Below are 13439 nucleotides of genomic sequence, written 5' to 3' on the forward strand. Positions count from 1 at the left end.
TCGAGCCGGTGTTCGGGCAGATCAAGCAGGCCCGAGGCTTCCGACAGTTCCTGATGAGAGGGCTCGATCAGGTCCGAGGCGAGTGGGCGATGATCTGCACGGCCCACAACCTGCTGAAGCTGGCACAGGCAGGCCGCTGAGGCCGCTGATCCGCCCCATCGGCTCGCGTCTCGCCCCCCTCTACCCGGCTTCCAACCTCGTTACTCGGACGGGCTTCTATGTGTCTCGTCTCGGGAAGGTTTGGTTGCAGAAACTTGGCCTCGGGACCGATCCGGCCTGGCCAGCCTCCAATCCTGCATAGGTGAACCCGGTGCCGTCCCGCACGAAGGTATAGCCGTGCGGCACGCCGTTGACGGCGCGGCGAAGCCAGAGCGTCTCTAAAGCCTCGATCGCCACATTAGCCTCGAACGCCACATTCTCCGCTTGCGGATAAGTCTCGAGCAGCCCCTTTCCACGAAGGCCGCCCTGTCGAGAAACGGGTTTGAGCTACCGTCGCGCTGACGATGTTCTTGACGCAGTCGACTGCGATGCCCGTGCCGGTTGTCGCCGTCGGTCCACGCGGCGTCGAGGCACCCGGCGCAGAGCATAGAGAATGTCGGTTCCCGCGGGATGTGGTGATTGCCCGAACGGGTCAGCCGCATCACCCAGACCCAGTTTTTGCCGTAACGCGACGCCGTCAGAGCCATCATGATCTTCATGAGGAGGCGTGAACTCAGAATCGGAGCCACCGCTTCTCCTCTCTGCGGCAAACCACCGGCAGGCATATTGCTAGGCTGAGCGGTATCCTGTCGATGCAAGGCTATGGAGGGGCTGTGGATCTCAATACGATCGAGACCGTCCTACGGCCCCGGGGCCGGGCCGACCTGCCGGATTGGCGGGTTGGCGATGCTTGCCTGGCCGGCGGAACCTGGCTGTTCTCCGAGCCGCAGCCCGGGACACGTCGGCTCGTCGACCTGACATCACTCGGCTGGCCGCCGCACACCATTGCGGCCGAAGGCCTGACGCTGGCGGCGACCTGTACGATCGCCCAGCTCGACCGACTCGAGCTTCCCTCGGACTGGATCGCCGCCCCGCTGGTGGGGCCATGCTGTCGGGCTCTGCTCGGATCGTTCAAGATCTGGAATGTCGCCACTGTCGGTGGCAACCTGTGCATGGGCCTGCCGGCCGGCCCGATGACCGCACTGGCTGCAGCCCTGGATGCGACCTGCACGATTTGGGCGCCGGACGGGAGCGAGCGCCATCTGCCGGTGATGAACTTCGTCCTCGGGCCGCAGCGGAATGCGCTCCGCCCGGCGGAGATCCTGCGCAGCCTGTTCATGCCGACTGCCGCTCTGGCTCGCCGCACTGTTTTCCGGCGCATCAGCCTGAGCCCGAACGGCCGCTCCGGAGCGCTGCTGATCGGCACGCTCGATCCTGCCGGCACCTTCGCACTCACCGTCACGGCCGCGACCCGCCGGCCCGTGCGCCTCGCCTTCATAACTCTGCCGGATCGGGATGCCCTCGCGCGGGAGCTCAACCATGCGATCCCGGCGGAGCTCTATTACGACGACGTGCACGGCCGGCCGGACTGGCGCCGGCACATGACCCTGCACCTCGCGCAAGAGATCCGCGACGCCCTGGCGGATGAGGCTTCGGCATGAGGCTCACGATCAACGACCACACGCATGCCGGCACGCCGCGCCCCGGCCAGTGCCTGCGCACCTATCTGCGCGAGGCCGGCTGGTTCGGGGTGAAGAAGGGATGCGACGCCGGCGATTGCGGCGCCTGCACGGTCCATCTCGACGGCGAACCCGTGCACAGTTGCCTGCTGCCGGCGTTCCGGGCCGAGGGGCGCAGCGTCACCACCATTGAGGGGCTCGGTGGCGGTTGCCGGCCGGGGGATCCGGCGCCCGACGCGATGCACCCGATGCAAGCGGCCTTCCTGGCAGCTCAAGGCTTTCAGTGCGGCTTCTGCACGCCGGGCATGATCATGACCGCCGCCGCCCTGAACCAGGGCCAGAAACAGGATCTCGGCGACGCTCTGAAGGGCAATCTCTGCCGCTGCACCGGCTACCGCGCCATCCGGGACGCCATCGCGGGGATCACGCACCGCGACACTGCCGAGGGCGGCGATCCGATCGGCCGCAGCCTGTCCGCCCCGGCCGCTCCCCAGGTGGTGACCGGGCGCGCCCGGTTCACCCTCGATGCGCCGCCGGTCGATGCGCTTCACCTCAAGGTCCTGCGCTCGCCCCACGCCTATGCCCACATCGTGGCAATTGACACGGCGGACGCGCGGGCCGTCCCCGGCGTCGTCGCAATCCTGACCCATGCGGACGCGCCGCAGCGCCGCTTCTCCACCGGCCGCCACCAGGATCCGCGCGATGATGCGGCCGACACGATGGTGCTCGATCCCATCCTACGCTTCGTCGGTCAGCGGGTCGCAGCGGTTGTCGCCGAGTCCGTCGCGGCCGCCGAAGCCGGCTGCCGGGCGCTGCGCGTGACCTACGAGGCCCTCCCGGCGCTCCTCGACCCGGACCTGGCACTGTGCCCCGACGCCCCGAAGGTCCACGATCCGGTTGACCGGCCGGGCGAAGATGCGCCGCCGCTGACGCGCCATCCGAACCTGGCGGCGGAAGTCCATGGCGAAATCGGCGTGGTCGAGGCGGGCTTCGCCGAGGCCGATCTGGTCTATGAAAACACCTTCCGGTCGCAGCGGGTGCAGCACGTCGCCCTGGAGACCCATGGCTGCGTCGGCTGGCGCGACTCGGACGGGCGCCTAACGCTCCAAACCAGCAGCCAAGTGCCGTTCCTGACCCGCGACGCACTATGCGATCTGTTCGGCCTCGAACGCGACGCCGTGCGGGTAGTCTGTAACCGGGTCGGCGGCGGATTCGGCGGCAAGCAGGAGATGCTCACCGAAGATCTTGTCGCGCTCGCGGTCCTGCGCACCGGCAGACCCGTGCAATGGGAGCTGACCCGCCAGGAGCAGTTCACCGCCACCACCACCCGGCACCCGATGCGAGTCGCCGTGAAGGTCGGCGCCCGCCGGGACGGCCGGCTCACCGCGATCAGCCTCGATGTCTTCTCGGAGACCGGCGCCTACGGCAACCACGCCGGCGGCGTGATCCACCACGGCTGCAACGAGGTGCTGGCCGCCTATGCCTGCCCGAACAAGCGGGTCGACGGCTACGCGGTCTACACCAACACGCTGCCGTCCGGCGCCTTCCGGGGCTATGGGCTGAGCCAGACGATCTATGCGTTGGAATCGGCCCTCGACGAGGTCGCGCGGTCCCTCGGAATCGACCCGTTCGATCTGCGCCGGATCAACGCCGTGCGGCCGGGCGACCCGATGGTGTCGAACAGCCTGAAGCCGCACGACGTGGTCTATGGCAGCTACGGGCTCGACCAATGCCTGGACCTCGTCGAGCAAGCTCTTCGGGCCGATCCGGGGCCGGAACCCGAGGCCGGCTGGCGCGCCGGCACCGGCATGGCGATGGCCATGATCGACACGATCCCGCCCCGCGGCCACCATGCCGATGCGCAGGTCAGCCTGGAGCCGGACGGCGGCGTCACGGTGAGGGTCGGCACGGCCGAGTTCGGCAACGGTACCACCACGGTCCACCGTCAGATCGCCGCCTCGGCGCTGGGCATCGCATCGGACCGCGTCCGCGTCGCCGACCCCGACACGGATGCGATCGGCCACGATACCGGCGCCTATGGCAGCACCGGCACCGTGGTCGCCGGCCTCGCGGTACTCCGCGCGGCCGAAGCGCTGGCGGCGCTGATCCGCGAGCGCGCCGCCGAGTTGTCCGGCGCGGCGCCCGCCGCCTGCCGGCTCGCGGACGGCGTGGTGGCGACGCCGAGCGGTTCGCTGACGCTCGGCAGCCTCGGCCCGCTCGCGGCCCGGGGCCGGGCCGACGGCAGCCCCCGCTCGGTGGCGTTCAACGTCCAGGCGTTCCGGGTGGCTGTGCATCCGGTGAGCGGCGAGATCCGGATCCTCCGCAGCGTTCACGCCGCCGACGCCGGCACGGTGATCAACCCGATGCAGTGCCGTGGCCAAGTCGAAGGCGGCGTCGCCCAGGCGATCGGAGCCGCCCTCTACGAAGATCTTTCGATCGACGCTGCCGGCCGGGTCGTCGCACAGGCGCTGCGCGACTACCACATCCCGGCTTGCGCCGACGTGCCGGAGACCGAGGTGCTGTTCGCCAAGACCCATGACAGTGTCGGCCCGCTCGGCGCAAAGTCGATGAGCGAGTCGCCCTATAATCCGGTGGCCGCGGCGCTCGGCAACGCGATCCGTGATGCGACCGGGGCCCGGCTCACTGCTACGCCGTTCGCACCCGACAGGATTTTTGGCGCCGTGATGGCTAGCTTGAGCGGGAAGGGGTGACGGACATCGAGCCCGAGTTTGGGATCCCGGCACCTGGGCTGTCCTCCCGGCCGATTCCGGCTCGCCAAGCACTGGGGCAGCTCGTGGGGGCGCTCGGTGCGGCTGTGACGGCGTTCCACGACAATCATTCCGTGTCGGTCAGATCGCGTAAATGATTCCGCGCATCCGGCGGACTTGTGAGGGCGTGAGGCCGAAGTACTTGCGGACGGTGCGGTTGAAGTAGGACAGGTCGCCGAACTCGACATCGATGGCGCTGACCGGTCGGGCGTCGTCGGTATCCGTCAGGCGCTGCATCGCCCGGTCGAGGACGAAGCCGGAGCAGGTGTCGCTCTTCCCTTTGAACCTCGCCTGGACCTGCCGGCTAGAAATCTGCTGCGCCTGCGCGATGGCGTGATCGTCGGGCCCAGGGCCGTGGGGGTGTTGAGATTGATCACGGGCAAAAACCGCTCGCTTGCTTGCACCGGCAGGTCGCCCATCGCCGCCCCCCTCAGGATCCGGTCGATATAGCGGGCGGCCTCCTGGACGTTCCGGGCCACACTGGTCGTGTAAGCGGCGAAGCCATCGAGGCGGACCTGGGCTGCGTAGGCGTAGACCGCGGGTAGTCGGTGCCGGGCAGCGAGAGCGATAATCTGGAGCACGTACACACCGGTCACCACATCCGGCAGCACGATCTGGCCGCCATGCGGCTTAGCGGCGAGCGCGGACGTCACCTGCTCGATCTCGGCCGCGTCGTGCACGCCGCTGGCTTCGACGCGGATGTGCAGAGCCGGGCCGATCAGCGTGAGTTCGGCAGAGTAGCTGGAAAAGCGCGTGTGGTAATCCGCGTTGACGACGGCCCCGGCCCGGGTAACCGTAGGGCTGAGTTCCTTCAGGATCTGCAGCTACTTGCTGACGAAGGTGGAGCCGAAATTCGTGAATCCGGCGAGGTTGACGCCGGGCTGCGACAGGCTGGTGACCAGACCGCCACCGCCCGGATCCTGCATTTAGATGAACACCACCGGCGTGGGCGCGTTCAACTGATGGACCGCCGTCGTGCCGACCACGCCCTGAGCGAAGTCCAGATCGGGCTCGGCTGCCAGGAGGTCGCCGGTCTGGCGGCGCATTTTCTCGCCGTCGCCCTGCCGCAGGTCGACCGTCAGGTTCTGCCTACAGGTTCAGCCCGACTTCTGCAGGCTGTTCCTGAGGGTTCCGACAAAGATCGGCACGTCCTGATGGCTCTCGCCGTAGACCAGGAGAACGCCGAGCCGGCGCCGCCCCGGAGCTTGGCTACAGGCTGTTGCCGGCCAAGCGACCGCGCCGCCGAGGCTCGCGAGGACGTCGCGCCATCTCATCCGGCGGTCCCTGGGGCTCGGCGAAACGAGCGGTCGTGGTTTCGGCTGTTCGACGGACGAAACATCCCGCGGAGCGCTCGACTGGTGTGGCGGAGGCTCTCCAGTGTCCGCCTTTGCGCGCTGCAGGTGGAGGGTGCGGCGTGTTCAGCGCACCTCGATGCGTGTTCCTGACGCGCCGTTGAGCAAGCGCTTGAGGTGGAACGCCGATAGCGCATCGCCGGGCCGCAAGCCGACGAGCGCTGCGAAGGCCGGCATGGCGCCGGCTTCACCGGCCTCCAGCTTGGCGAACGCCTCCAGGTAGCGGTCGAGCATCGCCGCATCGTACTCGGCCTCGGTCAGCGGCTCGAAGGCGCGCAGAGCCCCCTGCTTCCCGCGCAGGATGAGATCGCCCACGGGCCGCCCGCGGAACTGCTCCGCCCGGATCACCACGCTCTGGCTCACGCAGATTCGCGTTCCGAACGCCTTGTTGGCGTTCTCCAGGCGGGAGGAGGTGTTGATAGTGTCGCCATAGGCGGTGTAGTCGAAATACCGACCGCCGCCGAAATTCCCGACAATCGCCGGCCCGGCATGAACGCCGATCCGCGTCGCGCCGATCTCGATCCCCCGGTCCCGCCAGCGCAGGCGGAAAGCCTCGGAGGCCGCGTCGAGCGCCAGCGCGCAATCGACGGCCCGAGCTGCATGGTCCGCCTGGTCGCCCGGAGCTCCGAACAGGACATGGATCGCGTCGCCGACGATCTTGGCGACGGTGCCCTCGTGCTCGAAGACGAGATCGGTCATGTCGGCGAAATAACCGTTCAGGATCTCGGCGAGCTGAATCGGGTCCAGGCTCTCCACCAGGCCGGTGAAGCCGGCGATGTCGGTGAACAGGGACGCCACCTCGCGCCGCGCGCCACCGAGTTCCAGTCCCGACGCGTCGCCCGCCAGACGTTCGGCGAGATTGGGCGAGAAGTACCGCGCCAGGGAGGCGTGCGCCCGCTCGGCCAGGGCCTGCCGCTGCCGGCCCTCGCGCAGGATCCCGACATGGCGGAGCGTCCGCGCGATCGTCGTCTCGAGATCGGCGAAATCGATCGGCTTCGTGAGGAAGTCGAAGGCACCGCGGTTCATGGCGGTGCGGATATTGGCCATGTCGCCGTAGGCCGAGACGATGATGGTCGAGGGCCTGTCGTCCGATTCCTGGAGCTTCGCGAGCAGCGTCAGGCCGTCCATGCCGGGCATGTTGATGTCCGACACGACCATGTCGACGTCGCGATTTTCGGCCAGGAGATCCAGGGCCTCGTGGCCGTCATGGGCGAACAGGAAGGACACCTGTCTATCCCGGATCTGGCGGCGGAATTTCTGGGTGATCAGCGCCTCGAGATCCGGCTCGTCGTCGACGACCAGGATCTTCGCGGGCGGCAAGCCGGGGCTCATGCCGACCCCGAGACGGAGCCCAGGCGGGCTTCGATCTCGGCCCGCAGCAAGTCGAAGTCGATCGGCTTCGTGATCAGGCCCGCGGCGCCGCCGGCCAGAGCCTTCTCGCGGGTTTCGGCGTCGCCGTAGGCCGTGATCATGATGACCGGGACATCGGGGCGTGCGGCGCGCACGAGCGGCAGGAGTTCCAGGCCGGTCATGCCCGGCATGTTGATGTCGGAGAACATCAGGATCAGGCTCGCCCCGTCCGACGCGTTCACGCAGGCGAGCGCTTCGGGGGCGGAATGCGCGAACGCCATCGCGAACCGGCCGGCACGGAGCTCGCGGCGGAATTGCTGCCGGAACAGGTCGGTGACGTCGGGCTCATCGTCCACGACGAGGATGAGGACGTTCATGGCTCGCTCTGGGCTCGGGCAGTGGTCGGCTCGGCATGGGTCGCGCCGTCGCGGGGCAGTGTGATCGTGAATTCGGTGAACCGGCCGGGCTCGGTGGCGACATCGAACGATCCACCATGCTGCTTCACCAGGATATCGTGGCTCAGGGACAGGCCGAGGCCCGTCCCCTCTCCGGCCGGCTTGGTGGTGAAGAACGGGTCGAACATCTTGGCCTTGACGCTGTCCGGAATGCCTGTGCCGTTGTCCCGCACGCGGATCTCGATGCTGTTGCCACGATCACGGGTGGTCACCGAAAGGGTGGGCGCGTAGTCCGGCTCGGTTCCTTCGGTCTTTCTTTTCTCGGTGGCGTAGAACCCGTTCGACATCAGGTTCAAGAGGACGCGGGTCAATTCCTGCGGGTAGACATCCGCGGTGCCCGCCGCCGGATCCAGCTCGCGGACCAGGGTGATGTTGAAGCTCGGCTGGGCCGCCCGGGCTCCGTGATAGGCGAGGTTCAGGCTCTCCTCGACCAGGGCGTTGATTTCGACGGAACGGTGCTCGCCGGACCCGGAACGCGAGTGCAGCAGCATGTTCTTGATGATCGAATCGGCACGCTTGCCGTGCTGCACGACCTTGCCGAGATTGCCCTTCAACAGATCGGCGATCTCGTCGACCTCGGCGCGGGTCTTCGGATCGAGCGCAGCCGGCTCAAGCACCTCCTGCAACTCGTCGACCAATTCGCTCGACAATGCGGCGAAGTTGTTCACGAAGTTCAGGGGGTTCTTGATCTCGTGGGCGATCCCCGCGGTGAGCTGGCCCAGGGAGGCGAGTTTTTCGGACTGGACCAGGCGGCTCTGGGCCTTCTGGAGGTCGTCCAGGGACGTGTTGAGGTCGCGGGTCCGTTCCTCGACCTTGGCCTCCAGGGTCTCGTAGGAGTCCTGCACGCGGCTCGCCATCAGGTTGAAGCGGTGCGCGAGCGTCTCGATCTCGTCGCCGGTTCGGATCACGATACGCTCCGAGAGGTCGCCGGCGCCGAAGCGCTCCGCACCGTCCTCGAGCTGGCGGATCGGCACCACCATCCGGTGGGCCAGGAAGGTCCCGGCGACGGTCGCGAGCATCACCCCGAGGCCCATCAGCGACAGGGTCTGGACCACCGAGGCGTAGAGTGGCGCCATGGCTTCACCGAGTGGCCGCTGCACGAACACGATCCAGTCGACCCGCGGGATGGTGGCATGGGCCGCCAGCACCGAGCCGCCGTCCAGCGCCGTGGTGATCTCGTAATCCGTCGTGTCCGGATTGGCCCCGGAGCGGCGGGCGGACAGGGCGGCCGCCACCTCGGGCAGGGTCGACAGGTCGGTGTCCCGCAGGACGAGGCTGAGATCCGGGTGGGCGATCAACCGACCGGAGGCCGTGACCACGAACGCGTAGCCGCCCGAACCATCGTGGATCGCGCTGACCACGTCCCAGATCAGCTTCAGATTGACCTCGGCCACGGTCACGCCCGGGTCGCGCCCGGCATGGGTCACCGACACGGTCATGTACGGCTCCGATCCCCGCCGGAAATAGACCGGGCCGAACCAGACCTTGTCGGCGATCGCCCGGGCGAAGCGCGGCGCGGTGGAGAAATCCTTGCCGCTGCCGACGACATCCGGTTCGAGGCGCGAGACCCGGAGCTGTTCTCGGCCGTTCGGATCGAGATAGGCGACCTCCGTGATGGCTGGCGCCTGCCGCAGCAGCCGGATGAAGTCGTAGCGCTGCTGCTCCGGAGAGATGCGGCGCCACTCGGCCCGGGTGGTCCAGCCGATCTGGCTCTCGATCTCGGAGATGAAGGATTCGACCCGCTCCGCGGCCGCGTGCGCCTTCTCACGCTGGACCTCGATCGCGGTCCGCTTGGCGTCGCCGTAATTCAGGAACAGGTCGACGGCGCCGTTGATGAGCAGGACCAGGGTCACGAGCCCGACGAAGGCGACGGCAAACTTCCCCGCGAGCGGCAGGCGGAAGCGCTCGGCCGAAATGTCCAAGGCGGCCGGAGCCTGGACGGTGTCGGTCGCCGTCATTCGACGATCTCGTCCGCTTGGGCGAGCAGTGCCGACGAGATCGTCAATCCCAGGGCCTGCGCCGTCTTGAGGTTCACGATGAAGTCGAACTTCGTCGGCGCCTGCACTGGAAGCGCCGCCGGCTTCTCGCCGTGGAGGATGCGATCCACGTAGGAGGCGGCGCGACGGACCGCCTCGGCGGGGTCGGGTCCGTACGACATCAGGCCGCCGCGATGGGCGAAGCGGCGGATCGCGAAGACCGTCGGGACGCGATGCTGGGCCGTCAGGGCGACGATGCGGTCGCCGTTGGCTTCGCTGAAGGTGCCGGGCGCCACGATCAGCCCGGCATCCCCCCGCCGGCCGAGATCGGCGATGACCGGGTCGATCGCGTCCGCGGTGCCGGCCATGACCACCTCCGTCCCGATGCCGAGGGAGGCCGCCGTGGTCCCGAGCGCCTCCGTGTAGAAGGTGCCGCGCCGGATTTCCGTGTTCGGGTTCGACAGCAGCGTGACGTGACGGAGCGTCGGCGCCGCCTCCTTGAGCGCCGCCAGCCATTTCCCCGCCAGGGACGCCTCGTACAGGGTGAAGCCGGTGATGTTGCCGCCGGGCCGCTGCAAGCTCGCGACGTAGCCGGATCCGACCGGGTCGGAGGCGCCGACGAAGATGATCGGGATCGTCTTCGTCAGGGCGGACACCGCGGAGAGCTGCGCATTGAGGAAGGCGAAGATCACCCGCGGGTTCGCCCGCACGATCTCGGCCGCCAGCGCGCGGGTGCGCTCCACATCCGCGCCGCCCCAGCGATCATCGATCTGCAGGTTCGTGCGCCCGAGTTCGTGTAGGGCCGCCCGGAAGGCGAGCGACAGCGACTGACCCTCGGCGCCTCCGTCCACGAACGGCCAGAGCGCCGCCACTTGGGCCTGCTCCTGCGCCCGCACGGCGAGCGGCCAGCCCGCCACGGCGCACGACAACCCGGCAATGATGGTCCGCCGCCTCATCCAATCACCGCGTCGGTTTTCTTCGTCATCGCGCCTCGCCGCGCGGACCGGGCCGCGCGCCCGCACCGATCCGGCGTTCGGATCCGGAGCTTAGTGCAGGCTCGGCCATGGCACCACGGCGGACCCGGGGACGCGGTTATCAGAATGCCAGGCGCATCCCTCCGACGATGTTGCGTGGCGCACCCGCGAACACGGACCCGGTGGTCGTCGCCAGCACCCCGGCGCCGTTCTGGAGGCCAGTCGCGCCGCTGATCGAGTTGGCAAGGTTCTGGACCGAGGCGGCGTAGGTCGTGTCGAACAGGTTGCGCACCTCCAGGTAGAGGTTCAGCCGCTTCGCGTAGCCGCCGGTCAGCTCCGTGGCGTAGTGGACGTTGGCGTTGACGATCGCGTAGCCCGGCGCCTTCAGCAGGTTGGCGTTGTCGATGTAGAAATCGCCCTGCACGACGGTCTCCACGAAGGCCCCGAGACCCGCGAGGGGCCCTGCCGGCACGTCGTAGCCGACCCGCGCCAGGAGCTGATGGGCCGGCACGCCGGGGATCCGGTTGCCCGCCCGGTCGAATAGGCGGGTGAGGCTGCCGGCGCTCAATTGCTCCGTGTAGCGCGTGTAGATCTGGTCATCGAATGTGTAGGCCAGGACCCCACGCCAGCCCGGCGCGAAGGCCCAGTCGGCCCCGACTTCGACGCCTCGGTGCTCCGAGGCCGGCGCATTGAACGTGTAGCTCTGCAAGCCAACCCCGGGGGATTGCGAGACCAGCTCGTTGCGGAAGAATTCGTAGAAGCCGGTGACGCTGAGGCGCAAGGTTTCGATCGGGCTCCAATCCGCCCCGAGGTCGAAGCCGAGATTCTTCTGGGTCTGGAGCTGGGTATTGTTGCCGGGCAGCCCCGCCGGGGTGACGAACAGGTTGCCCGCCGCCGGCGTGGTGTATCCGGTAGCGACCCGGCCGCGGAACGCCCAAGCCGCGTCCGGCCGGTAGACCAAAGCGAGTTCGGGGGCGACGTTGAGGAAGGTGCGGTCGGCATTCGCCACCGTCCGGGTCGTGCCGCTCGCGGTGTAGCTGTAGGCGAGGTTGCGGCCGCTGATGGCGGTGCTCTCGGCGCTGATCCCCAGGACGCCGGTCCAGCGGTCGGAAAGGGAGAGTTCGAGCCGCGCCCGGCCGCCGAGATTGGACTGTCCCGCATCCTGAACGCCGATCAGCGCCCCGAGGCGGGACGCGCCGAACGGCGTCAGGTTGTAGGTGGGCGTATGGATGTCGATCGTGTTGTAGGCGAGCGCCACGTAGCCCACAGCCGGCAGGCCGAACAGGTCGCCGCGCCGCGTCACGTCGGTCAGGAAATTCCAGGCCGGGAACGAACCCAGAAAGGCGTTGGTGTAGAACGGCTGGTTGAAGTTGCGCTCGTCGAAGCCGAGCTGCGTCCGCCACGTGGTGAACGCGTCGATATCGTGCTCCCAGCGCGCCGCCACGATGGTCCGCCGGTCCTTGCGCCCGAACCCGCCCTCGTCCGCGGTCACCGGCACCGTCGCCCCGAAGGCACCATTGCGGAGAAGGTTGAAGGTCGTGCAGCCGGGGGCCGCGCTCGCGGTCGCGGTGCAACCCCGCTGGTACGGATTGATCCGGTACTGCGCCAGCGAGGAACGGGCCGCAAGGTTGGTGTCGAGGGTGTTGTTGATCACCTTCAGGGTGAACCGGTTGTCGGGCGTCGGCGTGTAGCTCGCCAGGAGGTTGATGGTCTGCGTGTCGTAGCTCGCATGATCCTGAAAGCCGTTGGCGCGGACGTCGCTGGCGAACAGGCTGATCTCGAACGGCCCGCTGGCCTTGCCGACGGTAAAGTAGTTGCTGAGGTAGCCGAAGCTGCCCGCGTCGGTCCCGATCTCGTAGCCGTCGATTTCGCGACCGGTGCGGGTCCGGAACGCGATGGCGCCCCCGGTGGCGTAATTGCCGAACAGGGGCGATTGCGGGCCGCGGAAGACGTCGATGCGGCTGTAGGCCCGCGGGTCGGTGAGGTCGAAACGGGACGCGCCGTCCGGCTGGGTGAGGATGAAGCCGTCCTCCAGGACCACCGTGTTCTTGATCACCCCGGTGGAGCGGGCGTTGTTGCCGCGGATCGAGATGATCACGTCGCGCCCGCCATTGCCCTGGCGGACGGTGACGCCGGGGCTGTTCACCAGCACCGAGCCGATGCTGGTCGCTGGCCGGTCGGCGATGGTGTCGTCGCGCCCGATCCCGGTGACGACCTGGCCGACCGGGTGCTCGATGACAGACGGGGCCGAGCCCTGGGGCGCGGCCACGCCGAACGGCACGGCGCTCGCGGTCCGGCTGGCGCCGGGACTGGCCTCGCCTTCAACGGACAGTTCGTCCAGCGTCACGGCCTGCTGGGCCGAGGCGGGTATGACGGAGCCGGCGAGGAGCACGGCCAGCGTGCCGAACCGCGATGCGGCTTGGTGAGGCGACATCTTAAAAGTCTCGTCTGATCGGTCTGGGAGCCGGACGGCGCGGTCGCCGCCGGAATTGACACCGTGATCAGGCGGGGATGGGTGGTGCGCGCGGTTGGCCCGCCACGCGCGGCATCGGCTTCGGACGGGACGGGGGCGGGATCGGCCAGGCCGGCGCGGTCCAGCGCAGCAGGCGCGCGAAAACGGGGGCTTCCAGAAGGGGCGGAGGGATCATCCCGGCGCGGCACAGCCGGCACACATCGCAGGTCGGCGGTGCAACCGGCTGCTCCACCGAGACGCCGACTTCATCGCCTCCCGGCGGGTGTCCGCACAGGATCGCCCCCTGCAGTTCGGGCACGGCCAGCGCCATACGAAGGGCGACCACCGGCGCGAGGGCCTGAACCCAAAGGGCGAGCAGGATCAATCCGGTGCCGAGGAGGCCGGGACGCCTGCGAAGGGTCATGCGGTCGGTCGACACGGGCATCGAGCCCGC

Annotated in this window: 12 protein-coding genes; 3 read left to right on the plus strand and 9 right to left on the minus strand. The window is 68.5% G+C overall.

Features of this window, described 5'->3' with window-relative positions:
* The 3 genes from MKL11_RS21345 to MKL11_RS21355 all read left to right on the plus strand — a co-directional run.
* Positions 1-140 (plus strand): transposase (locus tag MKL11_RS21345; protein ID WP_243947262.1); only part of this gene is annotated, 140 nt, incomplete at its 5' end.
* Between the two features lie 672 nt (positions 141-812).
* Positions 813-1640 carry an FAD binding domain-containing protein gene (locus tag MKL11_RS21350; RefSeq protein ID WP_243947115.1) on the plus strand — a complete coding sequence of 276 codons (828 nt, stop codon included), beginning with the start codon at positions 813-815 and terminating at the stop codon, positions 1638-1640.
* Positions 1637-4369 carry a molybdopterin-dependent oxidoreductase gene (locus tag MKL11_RS21355; RefSeq protein ID WP_243947117.1) on the plus strand — a complete coding sequence of 911 codons (2733 nt, stop codon included), beginning with the start codon at positions 1637-1639 and terminating at the stop codon, positions 4367-4369. Before MKL11_RS21350 ends, MKL11_RS21355 begins: the two co-directional genes overlap by 4 nt.
* Positions 4370-4507: 138 nt before the next feature.
* Here the strand turns inward: MKL11_RS21355 and MKL11_RS33600 are convergent, their stop codons facing one another.
* From MKL11_RS33600 to MKL11_RS21400, 9 genes are all read right to left on the minus strand, one after another.
* Complete coding sequence (locus MKL11_RS33600) at positions 4508-4756, minus strand: helix-turn-helix domain-containing protein (RefSeq protein ID WP_409565893.1); 249 nt, start codon at positions 4754-4756, stop codon at positions 4508-4510.
* Positions 4651-5250: an ABC transporter substrate binding protein gene (locus MKL11_RS21365; protein WP_313900769.1), complete on the minus strand. Its 600-nt coding sequence runs from the start codon at positions 5248-5250 to the stop codon at positions 4651-4653. The genes MKL11_RS33600 and MKL11_RS21365 overlap by 106 nt, the downstream gene beginning before the upstream one ends.
* 273 nt (positions 5251-5523) lie before the next feature.
* Positions 5524-5700: a hypothetical protein gene (locus MKL11_RS21370; protein WP_243947119.1), complete on the minus strand. Its 177-nt coding sequence runs from the start codon at positions 5698-5700 to the stop codon at positions 5524-5526.
* Positions 5701-5844: 144 nt separating this feature from the next.
* Positions 5845-7110: an adenylate/guanylate cyclase domain-containing protein gene (locus MKL11_RS21375; protein WP_243947120.1), complete on the minus strand. Its 1266-nt coding sequence runs from the start codon at positions 7108-7110 to the stop codon at positions 5845-5847.
* On the minus strand, positions 7107-7505 hold the full coding sequence (locus tag MKL11_RS21380; RefSeq protein ID WP_243947121.1) for a response regulator: 399 nt from the start codon (positions 7503-7505) through the stop codon (positions 7107-7109). Before MKL11_RS21380 ends, MKL11_RS21375 begins: the two co-directional genes overlap by 4 nt.
* The gene (locus MKL11_RS21385) at positions 7502-9541 is read right to left on the minus strand and encodes an ATP-binding protein (RefSeq protein ID WP_243947122.1); all 2040 of its coding nucleotides are present in this window, start codon (positions 9539-9541) and stop codon (positions 7502-7504) included. The genes MKL11_RS21380 and MKL11_RS21385 overlap by 4 nt, the downstream gene beginning before the upstream one ends.
* The gene (locus MKL11_RS21390) at positions 9538-10515 is read right to left on the minus strand and encodes an ABC transporter substrate-binding protein (protein ID WP_243947123.1); all 978 of its coding nucleotides are present in this window, start codon (positions 10513-10515) and stop codon (positions 9538-9540) included. Before MKL11_RS21390 ends, MKL11_RS21385 begins: the two co-directional genes overlap by 4 nt.
* Before the next feature lie 139 nt (positions 10516-10654).
* Positions 10655-12967: a TonB-dependent receptor family protein gene (locus tag MKL11_RS21395; protein ID WP_243947125.1), complete on the minus strand. Its 2313-nt coding sequence runs from the start codon at positions 12965-12967 to the stop codon at positions 10655-10657.
* Positions 12968-13034: 67 nt separating this feature from the next.
* Positions 13035-13430, minus strand: a complete 396-nt coding sequence (locus MKL11_RS21400) for a DUF2946 family protein (protein WP_243947127.1) — start codon at positions 13428-13430, stop codon at positions 13035-13037.
* Positions 13431-13439 lie beyond the last annotated feature (9 nt).

It is taken from the genome of Methylobacterium sp. J-077, from assembly GCF_022829365.1.
Classification (GTDB): Bacteria; Pseudomonadota; Alphaproteobacteria; order Rhizobiales; family Beijerinckiaceae; genus Methylobacterium.

What these genes read in the sequence shown, in the direction of transcription:
- MKL11_RS21385 (WP_243947122.1), bottom strand. Translation starts at nt 9,541, where the DNA reads ATGACGGCGACCGACACCGTCCAGGCTCCGGCCGCCTTGGACATTTCG.
- MKL11_RS21370 (WP_243947119.1), bottom strand. Translation starts at nt 5,700, where the DNA reads ATGAGATGGCGCGACGTCCTCGCGAGCCTCGGCGGCGCGGTCGCTTGG.
- MKL11_RS21355 (WP_243947117.1), top strand. Translation starts at nt 1,637, where the DNA reads ATGAGGCTCACGATCAACGACCACACGCATGCCGGCACGCCGCGCCCC.
- MKL11_RS21390 (WP_243947123.1), bottom strand. Translation starts at nt 10,515, where the DNA reads ATGAGGCGGCGGACCATCATTGCCGGGTTGTCGTGCGCCGTGGCGGGC.
- MKL11_RS21400 (WP_243947127.1), bottom strand. Translation starts at nt 13,430, where the DNA reads ATGCCCGTGTCGACCGACCGCATGACCCTTCGCAGGCGTCCCGGCCTC.
- MKL11_RS21380 (WP_243947121.1), bottom strand. Translation starts at nt 7,505, where the DNA reads ATGAACGTCCTCATCCTCGTCGTGGACGATGAGCCCGACGTCACCGAC.
- MKL11_RS21375 (WP_243947120.1), bottom strand. Translation starts at nt 7,110, where the DNA reads ATGAGCCCCGGCTTGCCGCCCGCGAAGATCCTGGTCGTCGACGACGAG.
- MKL11_RS21395 (WP_243947125.1), bottom strand. Translation starts at nt 12,967, where the DNA reads ATGTCGCCTCACCAAGCCGCATCGCGGTTCGGCACGCTGGCCGTGCTC.